Genomic DNA, 23,909 nt, shown 5'->3' on the forward strand with positions numbered 1-23,909 from the left:
AGGTTGCCTCAATGTCCATGCGTAACGATGCCAACGACGATTTCGACGATGTACCGAGCCTGCGGGCCGACACCTTTGACGACGATGACATTCCGCCCACCGCCCGTACCTCCGTGCACTCGCGTACGCCGCCGGTGGTCAAGGTCAAGGCTGCGAGTACCGGGCCGCTGTGGGCACTGGTCGGCGCGCTGTTCTTCGCCTTCATCGGTCTGGCCTGGTGGAGCTTCCAGCAGATTTCGCTGATGGAGCAGCAGTTGGTCGCGACTCAGGAAAGCTTTGCGCGCATCAGCGAGGAAGCGGCGGGGCGCCTGCAGGACATTTCCGGCAAAGTCGTCGCCAGCCAGAGCAACGTCAACAGCGACAGCGAAGCGTTGAAGCTGCAGATCAAACAGCTGGAAACCCAGTTGCTGGATCAAAGCAAACAGCAGCAGGGCGTGGTCGGTCAGGCCAGCGATCTGGACAAGCGTCTGGCGCAGATGACCGCGCAGACCACCGAACAACAGAACGCCAACACCCAGTTGCAGGCCCAGGTCAAAGCCTTGAGCGCCGAACTCGCAACGCTGAAAAGCGCACCGGCGGATACCAGCAAGGTCGACGCCCAGCTCAAGAGTTATGACGCCCAGCTGAAAAGCCTAGGCGCTGATATCGCTGCGCTGAAAAAGCAGGGCAACTCGAACGCAGCGATCGAGCGCCTGGAGCAGGAAATCGTCGTTCTCAAGAGTGAACAGGACAACCGCCCGGCAACGCCACAGGGTGGCGGCAATACCGCTGAGTTCGATGCGTTCCGTGGCCAGATGACCCGCAACCTCAACACCCTGCAGGCGCAGATCCAGAATCTGCAGCAGCAGATCAATGCCCGGCCATAAGGCCTGAGTCAGGATATCTTGTGGCGAGGGAGCTTGCTCCCGCTGGAGTGCGAAGCGCTCCCCTGCTTTCGTTCAGGTAGAGCGCATTTGCAGGTTTTGCGACTGCTTTGCAGCCGAGCGGGAGCAAGCTCCCTCGCCACAGGGGATACCGCAACTTCTGGATTCATCTTCGACCTCCGTCCGATCCCAAGCCGTCTACGCTCTTGAAACACCAACAAGAACGAGGGATGCGTTATGGGGTTTTTGCATAAAGTGGCGTGGCTCGGGGTGATGTTTTTTGTGGGGGCAGGGCAGGTCAATGCTGCCACCACACAAAAGGACGACAGCAAGGCCGCCATCGCTTTGCTGGAAAAGGCCCTGGCCTATTACCACGACAATGGCGACAAGGCTTTCGCCGCGTTCAGCCGTCAGGGTGAGTTCGTCGACAAGGATCGCTACGTGTTTGTGGTCGACACCAAAGGCGTAATGCTTGCCAGCGGCGGGCCATCCTCAGCCTTGATTGGCCGTGACGTCAGCGAGGTGCTTGCGCCGGATTTGCAGAAAGCTTTCAAGGATGCCCTGCTGGTGCCCGAAGGCAACGGCATTCAACAGGCCGAATACCGCTGGCAGAACTGGGCGGACGGCAAGGTCGAACGCAAGCATGTCTACTATCAGCGCATCGGCCAGCGGATTCTCGCGGTCGGTTATTACCTGCCAAGGGCTTCGGCGGAGCAGGCAAAAACCCTGCTCGACAAGGCAGCGACCGATCTGGGCAAGGACGAGAAAGGCACGCTGACAGCCATCAACTCGCTCAAGGGCGGTTACCTGCAGGATGACCTGTACGTGTTCGTGGTCGATCTTAACACCCAGCGCTACGTGGCCCATGGCACCAACCTGCGCCTGATCAATACCGACTTCAGCAAGATCAAGGACCCGGAAGGCAAACCGGTGGGCGAGCCGATTCTGGCGCTGATCGCCAAACAGGACGACGGCGAATACGAATACCGCTGGAAAAACCCGGTGACCGGCAAGGTCGAGGACAAGCATGCGTACCTGAAGAAGGTCGGGCATTTTCTGGTGGCGGTGGGTTACTACAGCCCTTGAAGATCAAAAGATCGTCCGAACGCGGCCCGAGCCTTCGGCAGCTCCTACAGGGTTATGTATTCCCATGTAGGAGCTGCCGAAGGCTGCGATCTTTTGCTGTTATTTGGCACCATGCTCGCGCCCGCGCAGCAACTTGTTCGGCATCGCAATCGCCGCCGCCAGCCCCAGCAGCGACACCGCCGTACTCACCCACAGCAAATGCCGGAACGTCACTGAAAGCTCGGCGCGCAAGGCGTTCTGCGCATCACCCGGTGCGGCGTTCAAACCGTCGAGCAGCACGTTGCCCGAATGCCCCTCGCTGAGCAGCGAGTTGCTCGCCAGATGGGCAAAACTCGAATCCTGCAACAACGCCAGCAACAGCGCCGACATCAACGCTACACCCACCGCGCCGCCCAGCGAGCGGAACAGGTTGGTGGTGCTGGTGGCGACGCCGATGTCGCGTTGCTCCACCGAGTTTTGCGTGCCCACCAGTGAAGTCGGGAACTGCATGCCGCCGGCGATCCCGCTGAGCAGCATGAACAGGCTGCTGACCAGCGTTGCATCCGGTGGACTGAAGGCCATGCCGAGAATCGAGATCGGCATAAGCACTGCACCCGTCAGAATCTGCGGTTTGTAGCGTCCGGTGATCGAGGTGCGACGTCCGGCGAAATAAGCGCCAATCGGCAGCCCCATCGCCAGCGGCAGCAAGTGCAATGCCGCCGCATCGGCCCCGGCACCGGTAACGCTCTGAAAGCGCAGCGGCATCAGCACGATCAGCGAGATCGCCTGAAAACTGGTGAAGAAAATCGTGCACCAGCACAGCAACGCGTTGCGGTTGGTGAACAAGTGCATCGGCAGCAGCGGCTCGCGCGCCCGGCGTTCATGCCAGACGAACACCGCCAGCACCAGCACCGCGCAGGCGAACAGGCCGAGCACTTCACTGCTGCGCCACGAATGACCCTGACCGACCTGCGTGATGGCCAGCAGCAGGGCGGTCAGACCGATGATCATCAACAGCGTGCCGAGGTAGTCGATGATCGGCTTGCGCTGCGGAATCGGCAGCCCGCGCAGGTTGCGATTGGCAACCCACCAGGCGCCCAGCCCCAGTGGCAGATTGATCAGAAACACCCAGCGCCACGACAGGTACTCGGTCATGTAGCCGCCGAGCACCGGCCCGGCGACGCTGGCGACCGCGTACATGCTGCTGAAATAACCCTGATAGCGTCCGCGTTCGCGTGGCGGGACGATGTCGCCGATGATCGCCTGGCTGACCGAAATCATCCCGCCGGCGCCGATGCCCTGGAGAATCCGCGCCAGCACCAGTTGTTCCATGCTTTGCGCCATGCCGCAAAACAGCGAGGCGAGGGTGAACAGGCCCATGCCGAACAGCATCAGTTTGCGTCGCCCGTACAGATCGCCGAGCTTGCCGTAGATCGGCACGGCCACGGTCATTGCCACCATGTACCCGGAAATCACCCAGGCCAGCAGGCTGACGTCCTTGAACTGTGCGGAGATGGCGGGCATCGAGACGGCGACGATGGTCTGGTCCAGTGCGCCGAGAAAGATTGCCAGCATCAGCGCGACCAGCACGCTGCGAATAGCCGGTTTGGGCGTTTCAGGGTGATTGAGATTGGTCACGGGCAAGCCTGCGGGCAGTGATGGACCCGCGCTGCCATCGCACGCGGGTGGATGCTCGCCAGTGTAAGTCGATAGCAGGCTATTCGATAGCCTCGTATGGAAGTCCGACGTAATTTTCTGCAATGGTTTTTCGACCCGCTTCGGAACTGACAAAGTAGTCCAGTTCCGAGGCGCTGATCCGCTGGCTAAAATCGTCGTGCTCGTCGAAGCGGTGCAGCATGCTGGTCATCCACCAGGAAAACCGTTCAGCTTTCCATACCCGGCGCAGGCAGACTTCCGAATATTTCTCCAGCAGATCGGTGCGCCCTTCGCGATAAACCTTCAGCAGAATGTTGAACAGCGTGCTGACATCGCTGGCGGCCAGGTTCAGACCCTTGGCGCCGGTGGGCGGCACAATATGCGCGGCGTCGCCGAGGAGAAACATCCGCCCGTACTGCATGGGTTCGACGACAAAACTGCGCAGCGGCGCGATGCTTTTTTCAATCGACGGGCCAGTCACCAGTTTCTCGGCAAGCGCGGCGGGCAGGCGGGTTTTCAGCTCAGCCCAAAAGCGCTCGTCGGACCAGTCGGCGACGTTTTCCTCGGCTGGCACTTGCAGGTAGTAACGGGTACGGGTGGCCGAACGCATGCTGCACAGGGCGAAGCCGCGTTCATGGCGCGCATAGACCAGTTCTTCGTGCACCGGCGGGGTGTCGGCGAGAATTCCCAGCCAGCCGAACGGATAGACGCGCTCGAAAATCTTCAGGCAGTCCTCGGGAATCGACTGTCGGGCGACGCCATGAAAACCATCGCAACCAGCGATGTAATCGCAATCGACGCGCCAGGTTTCACCGTCCTTTTCGAAGGTGACAAACGCCTCGTCGCTTTTCATGCCGTGAGGAACGACATCGCTCACTCCATAAAACGACAGCGCCCCGGCCTCCCGACGAGCGGCCATCAGGTCGCGCGTGACCTCGGTCTGACCGTAAACCATGACGGTTTTGCCACCGGTCAAACTCTGCAGATCGATGTGCGCCAAACGCCCATCCAGAGCAAGATCGAAGCCGGAGTGCACCAGCCCTTCGGCATCCATGCGTGCACCCACCCCAGCCTGGCGCAACAGCTCTACCATGCCTTGTTCAAGTACGCCGGCGCGAATTCGCCCGAGCACATAGTCGGGCGACTGACGTTCAACAATCAGGGTGTCGATGCCGGAGTTGTGCAGCAACTGACCGAGGAGCAATCCGGACGGACCGGCGCCAATGATGGCGACTTGGGTTTTCAGCGTTTTCATTGTTTTTATGACTCGCAAGCTTCACGCGACGTGAGTCGGTGAATGATTTTTATGGATCGAGTGCTTGCATTTTTCCCTTGCGGGTCTGTCAATTGAAGGTGAAAACTGAGCCGATACCTGTACATTCTGCCAATCGGTGCGATTATCGCCCGCAACCTCGAGGCCTGGATTGAAGTGATGAACAAGCCTGACCTGCCTTCGATTCCGGTGTTCAAGCTCTACGGTGAAAGCCTGGACTGGCCGACCCCTGACTTGCTGCACTGTGAAACCATTTCCAAACGCAGCCGCGAACATCAATGGGAAATCAAACCCCACCGCCACGCCGATTTGTGCCAGTTGCTCTTCGTCTTCAAAGGTCAGGCAGAGCTTGAAATCGAAGGTCAACGCATGCAGCTCGATGAACCCGCGATTCAAGTCCTGCCACCGTTGTCGGTGCATGGCTTTCGCTTTTCCGAGGACGTCGAAGGATTCGTCGTCACCCTCGCCAATCCGCTGATCAATCACCTGCAGGCGCAACTGGGCAGTTCGGTGCACGCACTGGCCCAGGCCGAGCACTACCCGGCGGGCAAGGACGCGGAGTACCTGAACAGTCTGTTTTCCGCGTTGCAGGCCGAGTACAACGGCCATCAACCCGCGCGGGAAATGCTCATGCATTCGCTGGTCAGCGTGATCATGGTCTGGGTCAGCCGTCAGGCGCTCGTGCGCCATAACGCCAGCCAGCGGCCGCAACGCCAGCGCGAATACCTCAACGGGTTCATTCAATTGGTGGAGGAGACGTACCGCCAGCATGTGAAGGTCGAAGACCTCGCCCATCGTTTGGGGATTTCGGTATCACACCTCAACGGCACCTGCCGCGAACTGGCAGGGCAGCCAGCGCTGCAGATCATGCACGAACGCCAGTTGCTGGAAGCCAAACGGTTGCTGACCTACACCAGCATGACCATTTACGAGATGTCGGAGTTATTGGGGTTTTCCGATCCGACCAACTTCACGCGCCTGTTCCGGCGCAGGGTGGGAATTTCGCCAAAGGCGTTTCGTGACCGGTTGAAGGCCGAGCAGTGAATCTGTTGCCACCACTGATCCCTGTGGGAGCTGGCTTGCCAGCGATTGCGTCCTGTCAGTCAGCACTGAAGGCGTCTGGTCCACCGCCATCGCTGGCAAGCCAGCTCCCACAGGATTGATAGCAACCCCGATCAGCGCAATGCGTTCAGCGTCGCATTGTGCGGAATACAACGCTCGAAATTGCAGCTCGCATACTCGCGCGGCAGCTGTCGCAGTTGCTCGACCCGCCAGGCCGCGGTGCCGTACAGCGCCAGCGTGGCGGCGCAGGTGATGAAAATCGCGAAGTACCTTCTTGTTCTGATGTTCATGGCGTTGACCTCTGAACGCATACCCTGCGGTATTACTTTCAGCATAGAACAAGATCAAAAGATCGTCCGAACGCGGCCCGAACCTGCGGCAGCTCCTACAGGGTTATGTGTAGGAGCTGCCTCAGGTTCGGGCCGCGTTCGGACGATCTTTTGCTTTTCTACAACCCCACGTCCCAAGCGGGATTCTCTGGAAACCGCTGCACCAGAAAATCCAGCATGCTGCGCAGCGCCGCCGGCATGTGCTTGCGTGAGGCGTACACCGCGTAGATGTTCATCTGCCGTGGCTCGGCATGCGGTAGCAAACGCACCAGTTCACCGGCATGCACATGCACCCCGGCCTGATAGGTCGGCAGCATCGCCACGCCGGCTCCGGCCAGGGTGGCGCGCAGCAGGGTGCTGGCCTCGTTGGCGCTGATGTTGCCCTGCACCGGCACTGAAACTGGCTCGCCGTCCTCTTCGAAATGCCACAGACTCTTGCCGAAATACGAGTGCGTCAGGCAGTTGTGCCGGCTCAGGTCCTCGACGCGCTGCGGTGACGGGTTATCGCGCAGATAAGCCGGTGCGGCGCAAACCACCGAGCGGCACACGGTCAGGCGTCGGGCGATCAGGTTCGGGTCGAGGTCATTGCTGGTGCGGATCGCCAGATCGATGCGTTCATCCACCAGGTTCACCGTGCGGTCGAGCATCTGCAGGTCGATGCTGACCCCGGGGTAGCGCTTGACGTACGCCGCCATGGCATCGGCCAGTTGCGCCTGACCGAACGAGGTACTGACGCTGATGCGCAGCAGCCCGCGCGGTGCCTCGTCGGGTTCGCTGACCGCCGCCTGCATGTCGGTCGAGAGTTCGAGCATCTGCCGACAGCGTGGCAGGATTTCGCTGCCAGCGGCAGTCAGGCTCAACTTGCGCGTGGTGCGGTGCATCAGGCGCGCGCCGACCCAGTCTTCCAGCTCCGCCAGATAACGCGACACCACTGGCCGTGACAGGTCCAGATGATCGGCCGCCGCCGACTGGCTGCCCAGATCCACCACCGTGACAAACACGCGCATTGCTTGAAGACGATCCATGATTTGCCCGCTTTCAGAAACAAACTATGTCCAAGCATCGCATTTTTTGTACCGAGTCAGGCAACTAAGCTCTGTCCCATCGCCAAACACGGCATTCGGATCACGGAGCAACAGATGATCGGCTTCACTACCCTCAAGCGCGTTTTGCTGGCCACCGCCACCCTCGGTTTCGCGGCCCACGCCGCTGCCGCCAATCTGAGCCTGGATGTCTACAACCCAGGCACCCACGCGATTTTCCCGGTGACTTCGGTGCTGGTCAGCGGCGAGAAAGACGCGATTCTGGTCGATGCACAATTCGGCAAGGCCCAGGCCGAGCAGGTGGTGGAGAAGATCCGCGCCAGCGGCAAGCACCTGACCACCATTTACATCAGCCACGGTGACCCGGATTACTACTTCGGCCTCGACACCCTGACCCAGGCTTTCCCCGACGCCGAAGTGCTGGCCTCGCAGCCGACCGTCGATCACATCAACAAAACCGTCGCCGGCAAACTCGCCTTCTGGGGCCCGAAAATGGGCGCCGACGTACCGGCCAAAACCATCGTGCCGGGCGTGCTCAAGGGCGACAGCCTGATGCTCGAAGGGCAGAAGTTGCAGGTGGTGGGCCTTGAAGGCAAACAACCGGATCGCAGCTTCGTGTGGATTCCGTCGCTCAAGGCGGTGGTCGGTGGTGTTGTGGTCGCCGAGAACATTCATGTGTGGATGGCCGATACCCAGACTGCGCAATCCCACGCCGACTGGCTGGACACCCTGCATTCGATCGAAACCCTGAAACCGAAAACCGTGGTGCCGGGTCACTACCTGGGCGAGAGCAGCCGCTCGCTGGCGAGCGTGAAATTCACCGCCGACTACATTAAGGCTTTCGACGAAGAAACCGCCAAGGCCAAGGATTCCGCCGCACTGATCAAGGCCATGCAGAAACGCTACCCGAAACTCGGCGAAGAAAGCTCGCTGGAGCTGAGCGCCAAAGTCGCCAAGGGCGAGATGAAGTGGTAAGCCGATTGATCTGAAACAGAGATCGAGAGGACGTTTGTGGCGAGGGAGCTTGCTCCCGCCCGCCTGCGCAGCAGGCGTAAAGCTGCCAATGCGTTGTATCTGAAACAGGCGGGGAGTGCTTCGCCCTCCAGCGGGAGCAAGCTCCCTCGCCACAGGGAATACCGCTTCAAGATTAGATTTATGCCGTCGTTGAAACTCTCAAGCCAACTGGAGAATGTCATGAGCAAGATCGCAATCATTGGTGCCACCGGTCGTGCCGGTAGCCAACTGCTGGAAGAAGCCCTGCGTCGCGGCCATAGCGTCACCGCCATCGCCCGCGATACCTCGAAGATCGGCGCGCGTGCCGGTGTGGTCAGCAAGAATGTCGATGTGCTGGATTCGGCAGCGCTGCAAGCCGCCGTCACCGGTCACGACGTGGTGATCAGCGCCGCGCATTTCGCCAGCGTACCGGCCAGCGCTCTGGTTGGCCCGGTGAAGCAGGCGGGCGTGAAGCGTCTGCTGGTGGTCGGCGGTGCCGGTTCGCTGCTGCTGCCGGACGACACCCGAGTGATTGACAGCGCCGGTTTCCCGGCCGAGTACAAAACCGAGGCCAGCGCTGGCGCAGCGTTTCTTGATGCCTTGCGTCAGGAGAAGGATCTGGACTGGACTTTCCTCTCGCCGTCGGCCGAGTTCGTCGAAGGTGAGCGCATCGGCACCTTCCGCGTTGGCAAGGATCACTTGCTGGTGAGTGCCGCAGGCCGTAGCTGGATCACCTTCGCCGATTACGCGATTGCACTGATTGACGAAGTGGAAACGCCGAAGCATTCGCGTCAGCGGTTTACGGTCGGATATTGAGTGAATCTCGCCCCTCACCCCAGCCCTCTCCCGGAGGGAGAGGGAGCTGACCGCGGGGGCTTGCGGTATACGTCGACCTGAGTGATCGAGTCGATTATGGATCCGGTGCAGTCCTTTCTGGTCGGTAGATTTCTTCAGCAATCCCCAATCAGTCCCCTCTCCCTCCGGGAGAGGGTTAGGGTGAGGGGAAAAGCCTCAGCGCAAATGCGCCTGTTCCACCAGCCAGATCATCAGCTCCTCCAACTGCGGCGATGCTTCCCCACCCTGCGGCATCACCACGTAGTAGCCCAGCCCCGTTTTCACCTTCAGCTCAAACGGCATTACCAGTCGTCCGGCGCGCAGGTCATCGCCGATCAGCGACCAGTCGCCAATCGCCACCCCCGTCCCATGCGACGCCATCGACATCGCCTGATCCAGTGTCTCGAAATGCTGGCCCGTGTTGACGTTGTTCAACTGCAACTCGGCCGCCGTCAGCCATACCGTCCAGTCCTGCGTATCGCGGGTCGGATGCAGCAGCAGATGCTGTTGCAGATCGGCCGGTTCGCTCAGCGCCGGCGGGCCTTTCAATAATGCTGGCGAACACACCGGGGTCAGTTGCTCATCGAACAGATGCAGGGCAGTCGAGGAGTTGTCCGGCGGCGTGCCGTAGATCACCGCCGCATCGAACTGCTCGCGCTGAAAATCCACGCCGTGGGCCAGGGTGGTGGTCAGTTTGACCGGTACCTCCGGGCGTTCCTTTTGCCATTGCAGCAGGCGCGGCACCAGCCAGCGCATCACGCAGCTTGGCGCCTTGAGCTGCAGGGTCTGGCGCTTGCGACCGATCTGCTCGGTGGCCTCGCTGATCAAACCGAAGATCTTCTCCACCCGTGGCAGCCATTCACGTCCTTCGGCAGTCAGCTCCAGGCCTCGGGCCAGACGGATGAACAACTCATACCCCAGATGATCCTCCAGCCCGGCGATCTGCCGGCTCACCGCGCCCTGGGTGATGTGCAACTGCTCAGCGGCCCGGGTGAAGTTGCAGCACTGCGCGGTGATCAGAAACGTGTGCAGGGCGGGCAGGGGAGGCAGTCGTTTCATGTGGATCCAAGGTATGACGTGAGGACATGGCTAGTATGACTTTTAATCGATTGTTGCCGCTACCTGCCGCCCGTTCAATGAGCCCATTGAAGGGCCCTTTGTAGGAGTGAGCCTGCTCGCGATAGCGATGTGTCAGTCACCGTAATGTTGAATGCGAAGACGCCATCGCGAGCAGGCTCACTCCTACACAAAGGCCTTGTGTCTCAAACGAACAAGAAGGGCAATCGACATGGCGACGTGTGGCGAAGTACTGGTCAAGTTACTCGAGGATTATGGGGTCGAGCAGGTGTTCGGCATCCCCGGGGTGCACACCGTGGAACTGTATCGCGGGCTGGCCCGTTCGAGCATCAACCATGTCACCCCACGGCATGAACAGGGCGCCGGTTTCATGGCCGACGGCTACGCGCGCACCAGCGGCAAACCGGGTGTGTGTTTCATCATTACCGGTCCGGGCATGACCAACATCACCACCGCGATGGGGCAGGCCTACGCCGACTCGATCCCGATGCTGGTGATCTCCAGCGTGCAGACCCGCAGCCAGTTGGGCGGCGGTCGCGGTAAGCTGCATGAGCTGCCGAACCAGAGCGTACTGGTCGGCGGCGTCGCGGCGTTCTCCCACACCCTGATGTCCGCTGCAGAATTGCCGGCCGTGCTGGCCCGTGCCTTCGCACTGTTCCAGGCCGGGCGCCCGCGTCCGGTGCACATCGAAATTCCGCTGGATGTGTTGGTGGAAGAGGCCGACGAGTTGCTCGCCAGCGTCCCGGTGCATATCGACCGCGCCGGGGCTGCACCTGCAGCCGTACGACGCATGAGCGAGTTGCTGGCCGGCGCTCAGCGTCCGCTGATTCTCGCCGGTGGCGGTGCCATCGATGCCGCTGCCGAACTCACCGAACTGGCCGAGCTGCTCGACGCCCCGGTGGCGCTGACCATCAATGCCAAGGGCATGTTGCCCTCCAGCCATCCATTGTTGATCGGCTCGACACAAAGCCTGGTCGCCACTCGCGCACTGGTGACCGATGCCGACGTGGTGTTGGCGATTGGCACCGAACTGGCCGAAACCGATTACGACGTGACCTTCGCCGGCGGCTTTGAAATCCCCGGCAAGCTGCTGCGCATCGACATCGACGCCGATCAGACCGTGCGCAACTATCCGCCGCACGTGGCGTTGGTCGCCGACTCGCGCAACGCCGCACAAGCGCTGCTCGACGCACTGTCGCAGCAGTCATTGGCCGAGCGGCGCAACGATTGGGGCCAAGTGCGGGCAGCGCGTCTGCGTGATGATCTGGCCGCGACCTGGGACGTGCCAACCCTGGCCCAGACCCGTTTTCTGGAAACCGTCCTGCACGAGTTGCCGGACGCCGTGTTCGTCGGCGACTCCACACAACCGGTGTACACCGGCAACCTCACCTTCAACCCGGAACGGCCACGGCGCTGGTTCAATTCGTCCACCGGTTACGGCACCCTCGGTTACGCCTTGCCGGCGGCGATCGGCGCGTGGCTCGGCGGCAGCGTCGAGGGCGGTGCTCGTCCACCAGTGGTGTGCCTGATCGGTGACGGTGGCTTGCAATTCACCTTGCCGGAATTGGCCAGCGCGGTTGAAGCGCGCACCCCGGTGATCGTGTTGCTGTGGAATAACCAGGGTTACGAAGAGATCAAGAAGTACATGGTCAACCGCGCCATCGAACCGGTGGGCGTCGATATCTACACCCCGGATTTCATCGGTGTGGCCAAGGCGCTGGGTTGCGCCGCCGAAGCGATCGGCTCGGTTGAGCAATTGCGTGGCGCGCTGCGTGCGGCGACTGATCGCCAAGGCCCGACCGTGATCGAAATCGACCAGAGCCAATGGATGCAGGCGGTGGCCCAATGAGCAGTTTCCCAACCACACTCGATGGCCTGTACATCAACGGCCAATGGTCGGCCGGGCGTGAACACCTGCGGGTGATCAACCCGGCGACCGAAGCGCTGCTGACCACGGTCAATGGCGGCGATGAAAACGCGGTAGATCTGGCCGTCAGCGCGGCCACTGAAGCGTTCAAGCGCTGGTCGAAAACCACTGGCGCCGAGCGTGGCGCGATTCTGCGCAACATCGCCAATGGCGTGCGCAACGGTCGTGACCACTTGATGAAATTGCAGTCGAGCAACAACGGCAAACCGCAGTTCGAAGCGGCCATCGACGTCGATGATGTAATCGCCACGTTCGAGTATTACGCCGAACTCGCTGAAGGCCTCGATGCACAACTGCACAGCAACGTAGCGCTGCCCAGTGATGACTTCAGCGCACGTCTGCGCCGTGAACCGTGCGGTGTGGTCGGGCTGATCGTGCCGTGGAATTTCCCGATGGTCACCACCGCGTGGAAACTCGCGCCGGCCTTGGCCGCCGGTTGCTGCGTGGTGCTCAAGCCGTCGGAAGTCACGCCGCTGCCGGAGCTGGAACTGGCGGCGATCATCGCTGAGTCCGGTCTGCCCAATGGCGTGTTCAATCTGGTCTGCGGCACCGGGCTGGCGGTCGGTGCGCCGCTGTCGGCGGATCCGCGTATCGCCAAGATCTCCTTCACCGGCAGCAACGCCGTCGGCGTGCAGGTGATGCAGCGCGCCGCTGAAACGGTGAAGGGCGTGAGCCTGGAACTGGGTGGCAAATCTTCGCTGCTGGTGCTCGAAGATGCCGACCTGGAACTGGCCGTGGAACTGGCTTGCGGCGGCGGTTTTTTCAATGCCGGGCAGATGTGCTCAGCCACCAGTCGGGTGCTGGTGGCCGATGAACTGGCCGATGAGTTTCTGGAGCGTCTGCAAAAGCGCGCGCAAGCGATTCGCGTGGCTGACCCGTTCGACCCGGACGTGGAGATGGGCGCACTGGTCAATCAGGCGCAATACCAGCGCGTGCTCGGTCATATCGACCGTGGCCTGAGCGCTGGCGCCAAGCTGGTGTGCGGCGGCAATCGTCCGGCGCATCTGCCGCGTGGCTATTTTTTGCAGCCGACGGTGTTCACCGACGTGCCCCTCGACAGTGCGCTGTGGTGCGAAGAGATTTTCGGCCCGGTGCTCTGTGTGCGCAGTTTCAGCAGCGAAGCCGAGGCGATTGCCTTGGCCAACGACAGCCAGTTCGGGCTGGTCGCCAGTGTGGTGACGCGTAACGCCGAGACTGCCGACCGGGTCGCCAACGCCCTGCAGGCGGGGCTGGTGTGGCTCAACGCGCCGCAAGTGATCTTCCCGCAGACGGCGTGGGGCGGCTACAAGCAGAGCAGCATCGGCCGCGAATTGGGGCCGTGGGGCCTGGTCGCGTTTCAGGAAATCAAACACGTGATCCGGGCGCTCTGAACGCCCGAAAAAGGTGAGCGCATGCCTCGCAACGAGGCATGCGTGGGTGTCATGGCTTCGATGAGTTTTTATCGATAGTCAGGTGTATTGCACGACCTCAGGATGAACCCGTCGGCAGCGCTGCAGGCCTTTGAACACAAGGCCTGCAGCGGATCCGGCCGCGCGGATGCAACGGTTGCGACCAACCTCATACTTAAAAGAACAAAGGGAGTCCGTCATGGGCGAGCACGATCTGAACAGGCGTCAATTCATTAAAACCGTGGGTGTCGCCTCGGTAGCGGCGGCGGCCCTGAGCATGCCCTTCATCCGGGCCAGCGCCAGCGACACGCGATTCGCCGGCAAGACCTTGCGTTTGCTGACCTGGTCGGATGACACCGGCCTCGCCGCACTGCGCAACATCGCCGCCACGTTCGAGGCCAAGACCGGCGCCAAGGTCATCGCCGACCGCACCGGCAGCACCTCGGAGATGGTCGCCAAACTCAAGGCCGGCGGTGATCGTCCGCAGTACGACATCATCACCCTGGCCGGGGTCGGCGCCGAAGGTCTGGCCGCCGCCGGGCTGCTGGAAAAACCCGACCTCAACCGCATTCCCAACCTCATCGACGTACCGGAAAAATACCGCACCGGCGCCAACGGGCACGGCATCGGTTACCTGCTGTGGTGCAACAGTCTGGTCTACAGCACCCGCACCCAGAAAGAAGCACCCACCAGTTACGCTGCGTTGTGGGACGCCGATCTGGCGCCGAACATTTTCCTGCCGCCGCCGAACTGGACCGAGGCCATGGACCTGATCATCATCGCCGCGAAACTGGCCGGCGGTGACGAACACAACATCGAACCGGGCTTCAAGAAACTCGCCGAGCTCAAGGATCGCGTGGTCACCCTCGGCGAAAACCCGAACCAGATCGCCGAGCTGTTCCGCACCGGGTCGTTGGACATGGGTGGGCTGTACGCCCCGGCATTCTTCCCCAAGCAGATCCGCGATCCGAACTACGGCCTCGGTGCCACGTTCGGCATGAAGGAAGGTTTCTACACCGACCTGATGCTCTCGGTGATGCCGAAGAACCGTCCGGGCGACACCGATCTGGCCTACGCCTTCATCGACCACTCTCTCGACCCGCTGGTGCAGGGCAAGATGGCCGAAGACATCTTCAACGGCCCGGTCAACGCCAAGGCGATCATCTCCGCCGAAGCGCGCAAGAGCCCGTACATCCTCACCCCGGAGCAGATTGCCGAGAAGGCGATCATGCACGACAACGCCTTCCTGGCCACCGTGCATGACCAATGGATTCGTCGTTATACGGAAATTTTTTCTTCCTGATTTCCGAGGACTGAAAATCTTTTGTGGCGAGGGAGCTTGCTCCCGCTCGGCTGCGAAGCAGCCGCAATCTGAATGGCGACCTGGCGAATGCATCTAGCCATTGATGGGGCCGCTTCGCGACCCAGCGGGAGCAAGCTCCCTCGCCACAGGGTTGATCCCGGATTTCAATCCTGTTGCTTTTCCATTGACGAGATCATTGCTATGGAACATCAATCCCTGACCCAACCGGTCGGCGCCGCTGACGTGCGCCCGGCGCGCGGTGTTTCGCCGACTGCCCGGGCGTGGTTTTTCCTCACGCCGTCGATGCTGTTTCTCGGTGTGCTGATCGCCGCCAGCCTGCTGGTGCTGCGCATGAGCGTCGGCACTAAAGGCGCGGAATGGAGCGGGTTCAGCCTCGCCAGTTATGCGCAATTGCTCGAACCCTACTATCTGAAATCCTTGCTGCTGACCCTGCGTCTGGCGCTGATCAGTGCAGTGATCGCCGTGCTGCTGGCGATCCCGGTGGCGTACACCATGTCACGGCTGACCTCGCCATTCGTGCGGCGGATTTTCCTCGCGGCGGTGCTGTTGCCGCTGCTGGTCAACCTGCTGCTGCAAAGCTACGGCTGGCTGGTGATTCTCGGCCCGGGCGGGATGCTCAACCAGACGCTGATGGGCCTGGGCCTGATCAAGCGCCCGATCATGCTGCTGTACAACCAGAACGGCGTGCTGATGGGCCTGGTGCAGACCGCGTTTCCGCTGGCGGTGTTGCCGATTGCCAGCGCCATGCGCGGTGTTGCGCGTACCTACGAAGAGGCCGCCGCAACCTTGGGCGCCAGCCGTTTTCAGGTGTTCCGTCAGGTGGTGCTGCCGATGAGTCTGCCGGGGATCATCACCGGGGCGACGCTGGTGTTCGCCTACAACGCCAGCAGTTTTGTCGTGCCGTTGCTGCTCGGTGGCCGCCGGGTACCGATGCTCGCGGTGATGGTGCATGACCAGATCGCGCCGCTGATGAACTGGCCCGCGGCATCGGCGGCCGGGGTGGTGCTGATCGTCACCACGCTGGCGATCATGACCCTGTCCGAATACATCACCGGCCGTCGTCGGCGTCTGCTGGAGGCTTCGCAATGAGTACCCTGACCAACAAGCGCATGGTGCTGCTGCCCGGCGACACCGGCAAGTTCGCCGGGATCCTTTCCGGGTTCATTCTGCTGTTGGCGGTGTTGCCGATCCTGACCATGATCGTCATGTCGTTCAGCGGTGCGTCGAATCTCGATTTCCCGCCGAGCAGCTACAGCCTGCAGTGGTACAAGGCCGCCTGGCACACCTTCGTCTCGCCCGATGCCAGCGACGTGCTGAGCCTCGGCCAGGCCATGGCCACCAGCCTGCTGGTGTCGTGCCTGACCATGGTTTTCGCCACGCTGATCGCGGTGCCCGCCGCCTATGCGCTGACCCGTTGCGAGTTCCGTGGCAAAGCGGTGGCGCTGCAACTGATGTCGCTGCCGCTGGTGTTTCCGATGGTGGTGTTGGGCCTGGCGTTGCTGCTGGTGTTCGACAGCCTGCCGTTCCACCTGACCACCTCGCGGCTGGTGATTGCTCACGTGATTCTGGCGCTGCCGTTCGTGGTGAAAAACTGCACCGCCGCGATGCTCTCCATCGGCAGCGAAGTCGAAGAGGCCGCGCGGATGCTCGGCGCTTCACCGCTGCGGGCGATTGTCGACGTGGTGGTGCCGTTGATGAAGTCGGGGATTCTGGCGGGGATGCTGCTGGCGTTCATCGTCTCGTTCAACGAATTCACCGTGACCTATTTCCTCTACACCATCGACGTCATGACCGTGCCGATCTGGATGTACAGCCGCACCGTGTCATCGCTCGACCCTACCGTGTTCTCGTTTGCCGTGCTGATCGTGCTGATCGACTTCGTCCTGATCTGGGCGCTGGAGAAGCTGGTGGGCGAGGGCGGCGTTTCCTTTTGATTTGAGGTGCAACATGACTGGTCTGATTCTGGAAAACGTCGAGAAATTCTACGGCTCGGCTTGCGCGGTACAGGACGTCAACCTGCATTTGCCGGAAGGCAAACTGGTGTGTTTTCTCGGCCCGTCGGGCTGCGGCAAAACCACCTTGCTGCGGATGATCGCCGGGCTGGAAACCCTCACCGGCGGCGAGATTCGCCTCGACGGCGAGAACATCGGCCACACCCCGGCGCACCTGCGCAACTTCGGCATGGTGTTCCAGTCGCTGGCGCTGTTCCCGCACATGACCGTCGGCGAGAACATCGCCTATCCGCTGAAACTGCGCGGCGTGAGCAAGGCCGAGCAGCAGGCGCGGGTGGTGGAGTTGCTGGAGTTGATTCAGCTGCAAGCAATGATCGATCGGCCGGTGGCGAAGCTCTCCGGCGGGCAACGGCAGCGGGTGGCGATTGCCCGGGCCATCGCCTCGCGGCCGAAAATCCTTCTGCTCGACGAACCGCTGTCGGCGCTGGACGCCAAGCTGCGCGAGTCGATGCAGGTGGAAATCCGCCAGTTGCAGCAGCGCTTGAACATCACCACGATCATGGTTACCCACGACCAACGCGAAGCCATGACCATGGCCGACATCGTCGTGGTGCTGGGCGAGCACAAGGTGCAGCAGGTGGGCACGCCGATCGAAATCTATCGGCATCCGGCCAACGAGTTCGTTGCCGACTTCATCGGTTCGGGCAACATTTTTCCGGCCACGGCGCTGGGTGACGGCAAGGTCAGTTTGCCGGGCGGTGATGCGCTGCAAGTGCCAATCTGCAGCAGCATCGAGGTGGGGCAGAAGGTGAAGATGCTGATTCGTCCGGAGGACCTGCAACTGTCCGCGCCACAAGCCACGGCGGGCAATCGCTTGCTCGGCAAGGTGACGTTCGTGCGCGATATCGGCGCGACCATCGAGACCACGGTGGAGTGTTCCGGGGTGACGTTTACGGCGTTGAGCACGCCGTGTCAGGGGATCGGTTTGGGGATCGGGCATCCGGTGTCGGTGACGTTGCCGAGCGAGGCGTGTCGGGTACTCGGTGCCTGATTCAGGATTGAGGTTGTCTTGACTGGCCCCATCGCTGGCAAGCCAGCTCCCACAGGTTTTTCGGGTGTGCACAACTTCTGTGTTCAGCAAAAAAACCTGTGGGAGCTGGCTTGCCAGCGATGGCGTCAATCGATCCAGCACAAACCTTGATCAGACCGACTGCCGCAACCGCGCCAGATCCCGCAACGGCGGCGCACCAAACAAGCGGCTGTACTCGCGGCTGAACTGCGACGGGCTTTCATAGCCCACGCGATAGCCCGCTGCCGACGCTTCCAGCCCTTCGGCCAGCATCAGGCGCCGCGCCTCTTGCAGGCGCAATTGCTTCTGATATTGCAACGGACTCATCGCGGTCATCGCCTTGAAGCGGTGATGCAGGGTCGAGACGCTGAGGTTCACTTCTTTCGCCAGATCATCGATGCGCAGCGGCTGTTCGAAGTTGCCGTTGAGCCATTTGATCGCCTGGCTGATGCGGTGGCTCTGGCTGTTGGCAATCGCGATTTCATACAAGCGATGGCCCTGCGGACTGCGCAGCAGGCGATAGAGAATCTCCCGGCGAATCAGCGGCGCGAGCATGGCAATGTCTTTCGGTGCATCCAGCAAGCGTGCCAGACGCAACACCGCGTCGAGCATCGCGCTGTCGATCTTTTCCACATACAGGCCACGCCCGGTCGGCCGGGTCGGCACGCCCATCGGCCCGGCGTCGGCGATCAGTGCGGTGATTTCCGCCGGATCGATGTCCAGACGCACAGCGAGGATCGGATCTTCCGGCGAGACATTCACCACCCGCCCGCTGAGCGGCATCGAGACCGAGACCACCAGGTAATTCAGCGGGTCGTAATTGAAGTATTCGTCCGCCAGGCGCACCTCTTTGCGGCCCTGGGCCATGATGCACAACGCCGGTTGCGCCAGCACCGGGGCGAAGTCGTGGGATTTTGTGTGGCGCGACATGAACAGCGAGCCGATGGCGGTCTGGTAACTGCCATCGTCGGTGGTGTTGCGGCGGATGATCCCCGCGAGCTCCGCACGCTGTTTTTCCATGTCGACATCGAGCGGGGCCTGGAAACGATCGAATGACGTCATGCGCGGCATCCTCTGCTAAGACGGTGGAATGGGGCAGAGCCTATATTTGTGCAAGCGCAAGCGGTAGACACATCCTGTCAAATGCTTGCCTGATTCTGCATTGGCTGGTTTTGCGTGCCGGCCAACGCTTAGTCATCGCCTCCTCATTGCTTGGGCGAAGACCCCTGTAGGAGCTGCCGAAGGCTGCGATCTTTTGATTTTAAAAACAAAAGTCAAAAGATCGCAGCCTTCGGCAGCTCCTACACAAAAGCGTTGTGACAGCGGTGTGACAGGTTTCTAGCCATCGATGCGGGGCGTTTGTGCAGTCTCGCAGGATTGTGCAACGCAGCGGCAGGAATCGACTAACGGCACCTTGCGCCCGGCCCTTAACCTTGGATCCTGTCGCAGCCCGTCCCCCGGCTGCCACGCGACTCCCTGGGAGGGTTGAACATGTCCAAGCAGATTCCCGTCAGTCATATGGCCTTCGTTCGAGCGCGCGCCGGACGCTCCGCCGAACTGGGTGTACGCCTCAGTGCCTTGATCGAACCATCACGCAGCGCCCCCGGTTGCCTGAACTTTGCCCTGCAGCATTCGCAATGCGATCCGGAGCTGTGGCTGGTTTCCGGTTTCTGGAGCCATCAACAGGCGATGACCGCCTATTTCAACAGTCCGTCGATGCAAATCTTTGCCGAATTGGTTCAAGACCTGGTGGTCAACAGCCTGGATTTCCACACCTTCAAAGAGGTGTCGGCGGCGCAGGCGCTCGGACAATGCCCGGCACCGATACACAAACTCGCCGGTTGAGGGTTTAATGTCCGGCTTATTCGTCTGAGCCAGGATGTGTGCCATGGCACGTAAAGAGTTTGAACACTTCGAAGCAGTCTCCGCAGTCGTCCCCGTCGAGTTGGGCGGCAACAAGGGTTATCACGCGGCAATCGCGGTCAAGGCCCTGGTCGATGGCGGTGCGCCACGCTTCCACAAACTGCTGGGTGATCAGGTGTTCCCCGGCGCCATCGCTGCCGATGAGGCTGCCATCAATGAGCTGGACCGCCTCAAGGGTGTCACTGATGACGCCGAGTTGATCTGGTAGTTACTTGACCGCCCCCGGGCGCCACATCTTGAACAGGGCTTCAGGCCCCAACTGGAAATAATCCGCCGGCCCGCCGCCGCGCAGAATCGGTTCTGCCGCGGCGGTGTCGTAGATCCCGTCCTTCAACAGCCACTTGGCGATATGCACGGCGACCACTTCGCCGAGAATCAGCCAGCTCGGCACCGTTTCGCCATCGGCGCGCTGCAACTGAATGATCTGTGTGACCTTGCACTCGAAGGACACCGGGCTTTCGGCTACCCGTGGCACGGCAATCACCTTCGACGCCGCCGGCGTCAGCCCCGCCAATTCAAACTCGTTGACCTCGGGCGCGACCATCGCGCAGCTCTGGTTCATCTGCTCGGCCAGCGGCCGGGTAGCGAGGTTCCAGACGAACTCGCCGGTCTGCTCGATGTTGTTCAGGCTGTCTTTGCGCCCGACGCTGGAAAAACCAATGATCGGCGGGATGTAGTTGAACGCGTTGAAGAAGCTGTATGGCGCCAGGTTCAACTGCCCATTGGCATCCTGCGAAGAAATCCAGCCGATAGGGCGCGGGCCGACGATGGCGTTGAACGGATCGTGGGGCAGGCCGTGACCGTTGGCGGGTTCGTAGAAGTGGATGTCGTCGGACATGGATGGGGTTCCGGAAGGGGGCTAGGACAGGTGAACAATAGTGCAAGCACGGTCAGACAATTTCCAGTCGGTCACTGATATTCCATTTAATGGAAAACCTGTGGGAGCTGGCTTGCCAGCGATGGCGGTCTGTCAGTCGACAATTACTTTGAATGAAAGATTGTCATCGCTGGCAAGCCAGCTCCCACAGGGTTTTGCGTGGATTTCAGAAATTGTGCTGCCCCAGAAATGACTAAGCCCGGCCGAGGCCGGGCTGTGGAAGGACCGCTGATAGTCAGCTGATGGCTGCAGCGGTCCCTGTTTTATCGAAGCCGTCAGCCGCGATGGCGTTGGCAGTACCGGTTTTATCGAAGCCATCGGCGGCCACGGTTTTGCCGAGGTTGGTTTTATCGAAACCGTCAGCGGCGTAAGTGCCCGAGTGGCTGGTTTCGATGGCGGCGCTGGCGCCGGAAATGAATTCGGCCGATTTGGTTTTGTCCGAGCCATCGGCAGCGAAGGTGTTGGCGGCCAGTACGGACAGGGTCAGGGCGAGGATCAGTTTGGTTTTCATGTTCGTGACTCCGGATGGGTTGGCGGTGTGTCTTGCTTGGGTTGAATGCTACGCCAACTAAATTGATTAAAAAGCGCAAATAAATGCTAAAAACAATCGATTAACTTGATGTTAAGGGCGGCGCATTGAATGGGCTTCCACTGTCGGGAGCGAACGCCGCGCAGGTCATCGATCAGGTATTGGTAGGGTGCAAGGGCAGCATTAATGGGGGATTAATCGCTGTTTTCGCGATATGACAGATTTTTCATCTGTTGCCGACCGCTTTTTCACCGACGCATCGCCAGTCTGCCCACGGCCAGAAAACCCAAGAACCGGCCGTCTCACACTGGAGCTTTGCTTGCGATGAACAAACTGCCTCAAATCACCCTGGCGTTCTGGGTCATGAAAATCTGCGCGACGACCCTGGGGGAAACCGCAGGGGATTTGCTGTCGATGACCCTCAACGTCGGGTACGCCCTCAGCTCGCTGATCCTGATCAGCGTGTTCGTGCTGACCCTGATCAGCCAACTGATGGCCAAGACCTACAAGCCGCTGCTGTACTGGATCGTGATTCTGTCCACCAGCACTGCCGGCACCACCATGTCCGATTTCATGGATCGCACCCTTGGGCTCGGCTATGCCACCGGGTCGATGATCCTGATTGCGATTCTGCTGGCGATCTTCGCGGCCTGGCGCCTGAGCGGCGATTCGCTGAACGTCAGCAAGGTGCAGACCTTCCGCGGCGAGATGTTCTACTGGATGGCGATTCTGTTTTCCAACACCTTGGGCACGGCGCTCGGCGACTACCTGGCCGATGACTCGGGCCTGGGATTTGCCGGTGGTGCGCTGCTGATCGGCTCGACCATTGCCGTGGTCGTGGCGCTCAAATACTTCACGAAGATTTCGTCGGTGCTGTTGTTCTGGGTGGCGTTCGTGCTGACCCGGCCGTTCGGTGCGACCTTGGGCGATCTGATGACCAAGCCCCATGAAAAGGGTGGCCTGGACTTCGGCACCATCGGCTCGTCGGCGGTGCTGGCGGGGATTCTGCTGGTGATGATTGTCGGCGCGTCGTATGCGCAGAAGCGTTATGGCAAGCCGCCGCTAGTTGCTGAATTGTCCTGATACCGAGTCGCCCCAATCGCTGGCAAGCCAGCTCCCACAATGGTCGGTGATGTTCACCAAATCTGTGTGCACCACCCGAACCTGTGGGAGCTGGCTTGCCAGCGATGAGGCCACCACAGCCACCGTTGCAGTGGCTGTGAAAACCCGATCAGTCAGTCACGATCCGCGAATGTTTCTGCGTGTCTTTCATGGTGATGTACACCAGCAGCGACACCGCGATGCACGCGGTCACGTACCAGTAGTAACCGGTTTCCATGCCGATGCTCTTGAACCACAGCGCGATATATTCGGCAGTGCCGCCGAAGATCGACACGGTCAGTGCGTACGGCAGGCCGACGCCCAGCGCGCGGATTTCGGTGGGGAACAGCTCGGCCTTCACCACGGCGTTGATCGAGGTGTAGCCGCTGACGATGATCAGTGCCGCCATGATCAGGAAGAACGCGCCCCACCAGGTCTGGATGGTGTGCAGGGTCATCAGGATCGGCACGGTGAAGATCGTACCGAGCACGCCAAAGGCGATCAGGATCGGACGACGACCGATTTTATCGGACAGACCACCAATGATCGGTTGCAGGCACATGAACAGGAACAGCGTTGCGGCAGAAATGGTGGTCGAGTCGGAGATGCTCATGCCGACGGTGTTCACCAGGTATTTCTGCATGTAGGTGGTGTAGGTGTAGAACGCCAGCGTCCCGCCCATGGTCAGGCCGACCACGGTCAGCAGTTCTTTCGGGTGGCGCAGCAAGGTGCGCATGGCGCTTTCCTTGGACTTCTCTTTCTTGGTGAACGACTCGGTTTCTTCCATGCCGCGACGCAGGTACAGCGCGACGATCGCGCACAGTGCGCCGATGGCGAACGGAATACGCCAGCCCCACGCGTACAGCTGTTCGGTGGTCAGCATGTTCTGCAGCACGATCAGCACGCCCAGGGCGATGAGCTGACCAGAGATCAGGGTCACGTACTGGAAGCTGGAGAAGAAGCCGCGACGTTCCTTGGTCGCCATCTCCGACAGATAGGTGGCGGAGGTGCCGTATTCACCGCCCACCGACAGGCCCTGCAGCAAACGGGCGAACACCAGCAGGATCGGCGCGCCGATGCCGATGGTTTCATAGTTGGGGCTGAGGGCGATCAGCAGCGAGCCGAAGCACATCAGGTAGACCGAAGCCATCAGGGCTTTCTTGCGCCCGACCTTGTCGGCATAGAGGCCCATCAGCCAGCCACCGATCGGACGCATCAGGAAGCCCACGGCGAAGATCGCGGCGGTGTTCATCAGTTGCGCGGTGGTGGAACCGGCGGGGAAGAAGGTCTTGGCGAAGTACAGCGAGAAAGCGGCGTAGACGTACCAGTCGTACCACTCGACCATGTTGCCGACCGAGCCGCTGAAGATCGATTTGATCCGGCTGGCGGTGGTTCTTTCTTTGGCGGGCGCGGCAGCCGACCCAAGGGGCAGGGCGTTGGAGTTATCCATTGAAGGATCCTTCGTTTAATTGTTTTTGTGGAGCGCGTAGAAACGCAGCCTGCAGGGGCTGTAGCAGGAGCTGTGCCAACGGGGGGAGGGCCGGTTTAGAGGGGGCGGCAGGATTTTATGAGCGGAAATCCGCTTATGGCTGGATTGTGGTGAGCGGAAAATTGCTCATTCAGG

Annotated in this window: 23 protein-coding genes; 14 read left to right on the top strand and 9 right to left on the bottom strand. The window is 60.9% G+C overall.

The window, feature by feature from the left end; translation table 11 throughout:
* Positions 1-11: 11 nt before the first annotated feature.
* A complete protein-coding gene (locus tag ACU680_RS01520) occupies positions 12-866 on the top strand; it encodes an ATPase (RefSeq protein ID WP_367085568.1) in 855 nt (284 codons plus the stop codon).
* A gap of 234 nt (positions 867-1,100) precedes the next feature.
* On the top strand, positions 1,101-1,949 hold the full coding sequence (locus ACU680_RS01525; protein ID WP_448178460.1) for a cache domain-containing protein: 849 nt from the start codon (positions 1,101-1,103) through the stop codon (positions 1,947-1,949).
* A 99-nt stretch (positions 1,950-2,048) separates the two neighbouring features.
* Here ACU680_RS01525 and ACU680_RS01530 read toward each other — a convergent pair whose 3' ends face one another.
* Both ACU680_RS01530 and pobA read right to left on the bottom strand, forming a co-directional pair.
* Complete coding sequence (locus ACU680_RS01530) at positions 2,049-3,566, bottom strand: MDR family MFS transporter (protein ID WP_400760670.1); 1,518 nt, start codon at positions 3,564-3,566, stop codon at positions 2,049-2,051.
* Between the two features lie 79 nt (positions 3,567-3,645).
* Positions 3,646-4,839, bottom strand: coding sequence for a 4-hydroxybenzoate 3-monooxygenase (gene pobA, locus ACU680_RS01535; RefSeq protein WP_448178461.1), 1,194 nt, complete (start codon positions 4,837-4,839; stop codon positions 3,646-3,648).
* Between the two features lie 177 nt (positions 4,840-5,016).
* Here pobA and ACU680_RS01540 point away from each other — a divergent pair, with 177 nt between their 5' ends.
* Positions 5,017-5,901 carry a helix-turn-helix domain-containing protein gene (locus ACU680_RS01540; protein ID WP_448178462.1) on the top strand — a complete coding sequence of 295 codons (885 nt, stop codon included), beginning with the start codon at positions 5,017-5,019 and terminating at the stop codon, positions 5,899-5,901.
* 131 nt (positions 5,902-6,032) lie between these two features.
* On the opposite strand, the gene ACU680_RS01545 is transcribed toward ACU680_RS01540, so the two are convergent.
* The gene (locus ACU680_RS01545; protein WP_007964044.1) at positions 6,033-6,209 is read right to left on the bottom strand and encodes a hypothetical protein; all 177 of its coding nucleotides are present in this window, start codon (positions 6,207-6,209) and stop codon (positions 6,033-6,035) included.
* Positions 6,210-6,367: 158 nt separating this feature from the next.
* A complete protein-coding gene (locus ACU680_RS01550; protein WP_448178463.1) occupies positions 6,368-7,273 on the bottom strand; it encodes a LysR family transcriptional regulator in 906 nt (301 codons plus the stop codon).
* A gap of 114 nt (positions 7,274-7,387) precedes the next feature.
* Between ACU680_RS01550 and ACU680_RS01555 the strand changes: the two genes are divergently transcribed.
* Both ACU680_RS01555 and ACU680_RS01560 read left to right on the top strand, forming a co-directional pair.
* Complete coding sequence (locus ACU680_RS01555) at positions 7,388-8,266, top strand: MBL fold metallo-hydrolase (RefSeq protein ID WP_448178464.1); 879 nt, start codon at positions 7,388-7,390, stop codon at positions 8,264-8,266.
* A 219-nt stretch (positions 8,267-8,485) separates the two neighbouring features.
* A complete protein-coding gene (locus tag ACU680_RS01560; RefSeq protein WP_448178465.1) occupies positions 8,486-9,100 on the top strand; it encodes an NAD(P)-dependent oxidoreductase in 615 nt (204 codons plus the stop codon).
* 195 nt (positions 9,101-9,295) lie between these two features.
* Here ACU680_RS01560 and ACU680_RS01565 read toward each other — a convergent pair whose 3' ends face one another.
* Positions 9,296-10,177, bottom strand: coding sequence for a LysR substrate-binding domain-containing protein (locus ACU680_RS01565; protein ID WP_448178466.1), 882 nt, complete (start codon positions 10,175-10,177; stop codon positions 9,296-9,298).
* A gap of 229 nt (positions 10,178-10,406) precedes the next feature.
* On the opposite strand from ACU680_RS01565, the gene ACU680_RS01570 reads away from it, so the two are divergent.
* From ACU680_RS01570 to ACU680_RS01595, 6 genes are all read left to right on the top strand, one after another.
* Positions 10,407-12,044, top strand: coding sequence for a 5-guanidino-2-oxopentanoate decarboxylase (locus ACU680_RS01570; protein ID WP_448178467.1), 1,638 nt, complete (start codon positions 10,407-10,409; stop codon positions 12,042-12,044).
* Positions 12,041-13,492 carry an aldehyde dehydrogenase family protein gene (locus ACU680_RS01575; protein ID WP_448178468.1) on the top strand — a complete coding sequence of 484 codons (1,452 nt, stop codon included), beginning with the start codon at positions 12,041-12,043 and terminating at the stop codon, positions 13,490-13,492. Before ACU680_RS01570 ends, ACU680_RS01575 begins: the two co-directional genes overlap by 4 nt.
* A gap of 217 nt (positions 13,493-13,709) precedes the next feature.
* Positions 13,710-14,813 (top strand): ABC transporter substrate-binding protein, encoded by a 1,104-nt coding sequence (locus ACU680_RS01580; RefSeq protein WP_007965860.1) that lies wholly within the window; start codon positions 13,710-13,712, stop codon positions 14,811-14,813.
* A 201-nt stretch (positions 14,814-15,014) separates the two neighbouring features.
* Positions 15,015-15,923, top strand: a complete 909-nt coding sequence (locus tag ACU680_RS01585; RefSeq protein WP_007965862.1) for an ABC transporter permease — start codon at positions 15,015-15,017, stop codon at positions 15,921-15,923.
* Complete coding sequence (locus ACU680_RS01590) at positions 15,920-16,768, top strand: ABC transporter permease (protein WP_448178469.1); 849 nt, start codon at positions 15,920-15,922, stop codon at positions 16,766-16,768. The genes ACU680_RS01585 and ACU680_RS01590 overlap by 4 nt, the downstream gene beginning before the upstream one ends.
* Before the next feature lie 13 nt (positions 16,769-16,781).
* A complete protein-coding gene (locus ACU680_RS01595; RefSeq protein ID WP_007965866.1) occupies positions 16,782-17,837 on the top strand; it encodes an ABC transporter ATP-binding protein in 1,056 nt (351 codons plus the stop codon).
* Between the two features lie 150 nt (positions 17,838-17,987).
* On the opposite strand, the gene ACU680_RS01600 is transcribed toward ACU680_RS01595, so the two are convergent.
* Positions 17,988-18,917 carry an AraC family transcriptional regulator gene (locus tag ACU680_RS01600; protein WP_367085556.1) on the bottom strand — a complete coding sequence of 310 codons (930 nt, stop codon included), beginning with the start codon at positions 18,915-18,917 and terminating at the stop codon, positions 17,988-17,990.
* A 429-nt stretch (positions 18,918-19,346) separates the two neighbouring features.
* On the opposite strand from ACU680_RS01600, the gene ACU680_RS01605 reads away from it, so the two are divergent.
* Positions 19,347-19,700, top strand: coding sequence for an antibiotic biosynthesis monooxygenase family protein (locus ACU680_RS01605; RefSeq protein WP_007965870.1), 354 nt, complete (start codon positions 19,347-19,349; stop codon positions 19,698-19,700).
* A gap of 43 nt (positions 19,701-19,743) precedes the next feature.
* On the top strand, positions 19,744-19,986 hold the full coding sequence (locus ACU680_RS01610; RefSeq protein ID WP_007965872.1) for a hypothetical protein: 243 nt from the start codon (positions 19,744-19,746) through the stop codon (positions 19,984-19,986).
* Here ACU680_RS01610 and ACU680_RS01615 read toward each other — a convergent pair whose 3' ends face one another.
* Positions 19,987-20,616 carry a flavin reductase family protein gene (locus ACU680_RS01615; RefSeq protein WP_448178470.1) on the bottom strand — a complete coding sequence of 210 codons (630 nt, stop codon included), beginning with the start codon at positions 20,614-20,616 and terminating at the stop codon, positions 19,987-19,989.
* 274 nt (positions 20,617-20,890) lie between these two features.
* Complete coding sequence (locus ACU680_RS01620) at positions 20,891-21,166, bottom strand: hypothetical protein (protein WP_367085554.1); 276 nt, start codon at positions 21,164-21,166, stop codon at positions 20,891-20,893.
* A 342-nt stretch (positions 21,167-21,508) separates the two neighbouring features.
* Between ACU680_RS01620 and ACU680_RS01625 the strand changes: the two genes are divergently transcribed.
* Positions 21,509-22,267, top strand: a complete 759-nt coding sequence (locus ACU680_RS01625) for a COG4705 family protein (RefSeq protein WP_367085553.1) — start codon at positions 21,509-21,511, stop codon at positions 22,265-22,267.
* 148 nt (positions 22,268-22,415) lie between these two features.
* On the opposite strand, the gene ACU680_RS01630 is transcribed toward ACU680_RS01625, so the two are convergent.
* On the bottom strand, positions 22,416-23,735 hold the full coding sequence (locus tag ACU680_RS01630; protein ID WP_448178471.1) for an MFS transporter: 1,320 nt from the start codon (positions 23,733-23,735) through the stop codon (positions 22,416-22,418).
* Positions 23,736-23,909 lie beyond the last annotated feature (174 nt).

The sequence above is a fragment of the Pseudomonas sp. LF020 genome, assembly GCF_053456425.1.

What these genes read in the sequence shown, in the direction of transcription:
- ACU680_RS01585 (WP_007965862.1), top strand. Translation starts at nt 15,015, where the DNA reads ATGGAACATCAATCCCTGACCCAACCGGTCGGCGCCGCTGACGTGCGC.
- ACU680_RS01520 (WP_367085568.1), top strand. Translation starts at nt 12, where the DNA reads ATGTCCATGCGTAACGATGCCAACGACGATTTCGACGATGTACCGAGC.
- ACU680_RS01560 (WP_448178465.1), top strand. Translation starts at nt 8,486, where the DNA reads ATGAGCAAGATCGCAATCATTGGTGCCACCGGTCGTGCCGGTAGCCAA.
- ACU680_RS01550 (WP_448178463.1), bottom strand. Translation starts at nt 7,273, where the DNA reads ATGGATCGTCTTCAAGCAATGCGCGTGTTTGTCACGGTGGTGGATCTG.
- ACU680_RS01595 (WP_007965866.1), top strand. Translation starts at nt 16,782, where the DNA reads ATGACTGGTCTGATTCTGGAAAACGTCGAGAAATTCTACGGCTCGGCT.
- ACU680_RS01580 (WP_007965860.1), top strand. Translation starts at nt 13,710, where the DNA reads ATGGGCGAGCACGATCTGAACAGGCGTCAATTCATTAAAACCGTGGGT.
- ACU680_RS01565 (WP_448178466.1), bottom strand. Translation starts at nt 10,177, where the DNA reads ATGAAACGACTGCCTCCCCTGCCCGCCCTGCACACGTTTCTGATCACC.
- ACU680_RS01540 (WP_448178462.1), top strand. Translation starts at nt 5,017, where the DNA reads ATGAACAAGCCTGACCTGCCTTCGATTCCGGTGTTCAAGCTCTACGGT.
- ACU680_RS01625 (WP_367085553.1), top strand. Translation starts at nt 21,509, where the DNA reads ATGAACAAACTGCCTCAAATCACCCTGGCGTTCTGGGTCATGAAAATC.
- ACU680_RS01600 (WP_367085556.1), bottom strand. Translation starts at nt 18,917, where the DNA reads ATGACGTCATTCGATCGTTTCCAGGCCCCGCTCGATGTCGACATGGAA.
- ACU680_RS01610 (WP_007965872.1), top strand. Translation starts at nt 19,744, where the DNA reads ATGGCACGTAAAGAGTTTGAACACTTCGAAGCAGTCTCCGCAGTCGTC.
- ACU680_RS01620 (WP_367085554.1), bottom strand. Translation starts at nt 21,166, where the DNA reads ATGAAAACCAAACTGATCCTCGCCCTGACCCTGTCCGTACTGGCCGCC.
- ACU680_RS01590 (WP_448178469.1), top strand. Translation starts at nt 15,920, where the DNA reads ATGAGTACCCTGACCAACAAGCGCATGGTGCTGCTGCCCGGCGACACC.
- ACU680_RS01615 (WP_448178470.1), bottom strand. Translation starts at nt 20,616, where the DNA reads ATGTCCGACGACATCCACTTCTACGAACCCGCCAACGGTCACGGCCTG.
- ACU680_RS01605 (WP_007965870.1), top strand. Translation starts at nt 19,347, where the DNA reads ATGTCCAAGCAGATTCCCGTCAGTCATATGGCCTTCGTTCGAGCGCGC.
- ACU680_RS01630 (WP_448178471.1), bottom strand. Translation starts at nt 23,735, where the DNA reads ATGGATAACTCCAACGCCCTGCCCCTTGGGTCGGCTGCCGCGCCCGCC.
- ACU680_RS01555 (WP_448178464.1), top strand. Translation starts at nt 7,388, where the DNA reads ATGATCGGCTTCACTACCCTCAAGCGCGTTTTGCTGGCCACCGCCACC.
- ACU680_RS01525 (WP_448178460.1), top strand. Translation starts at nt 1,101, where the DNA reads ATGGGGTTTTTGCATAAAGTGGCGTGGCTCGGGGTGATGTTTTTTGTG.
- ACU680_RS01570 (WP_448178467.1), top strand. Translation starts at nt 10,407, where the DNA reads ATGGCGACGTGTGGCGAAGTACTGGTCAAGTTACTCGAGGATTATGGG.
- ACU680_RS01575 (WP_448178468.1), top strand. Translation starts at nt 12,041, where the DNA reads ATGAGCAGTTTCCCAACCACACTCGATGGCCTGTACATCAACGGCCAA.
- pobA (WP_448178461.1), bottom strand. Translation starts at nt 4,839, where the DNA reads ATGAAAACGCTGAAAACCCAAGTCGCCATCATTGGCGCCGGTCCGTCC.
- ACU680_RS01545 (WP_007964044.1), bottom strand. Translation starts at nt 6,209, where the DNA reads ATGAACATCAGAACAAGAAGGTACTTCGCGATTTTCATCACCTGCGCC.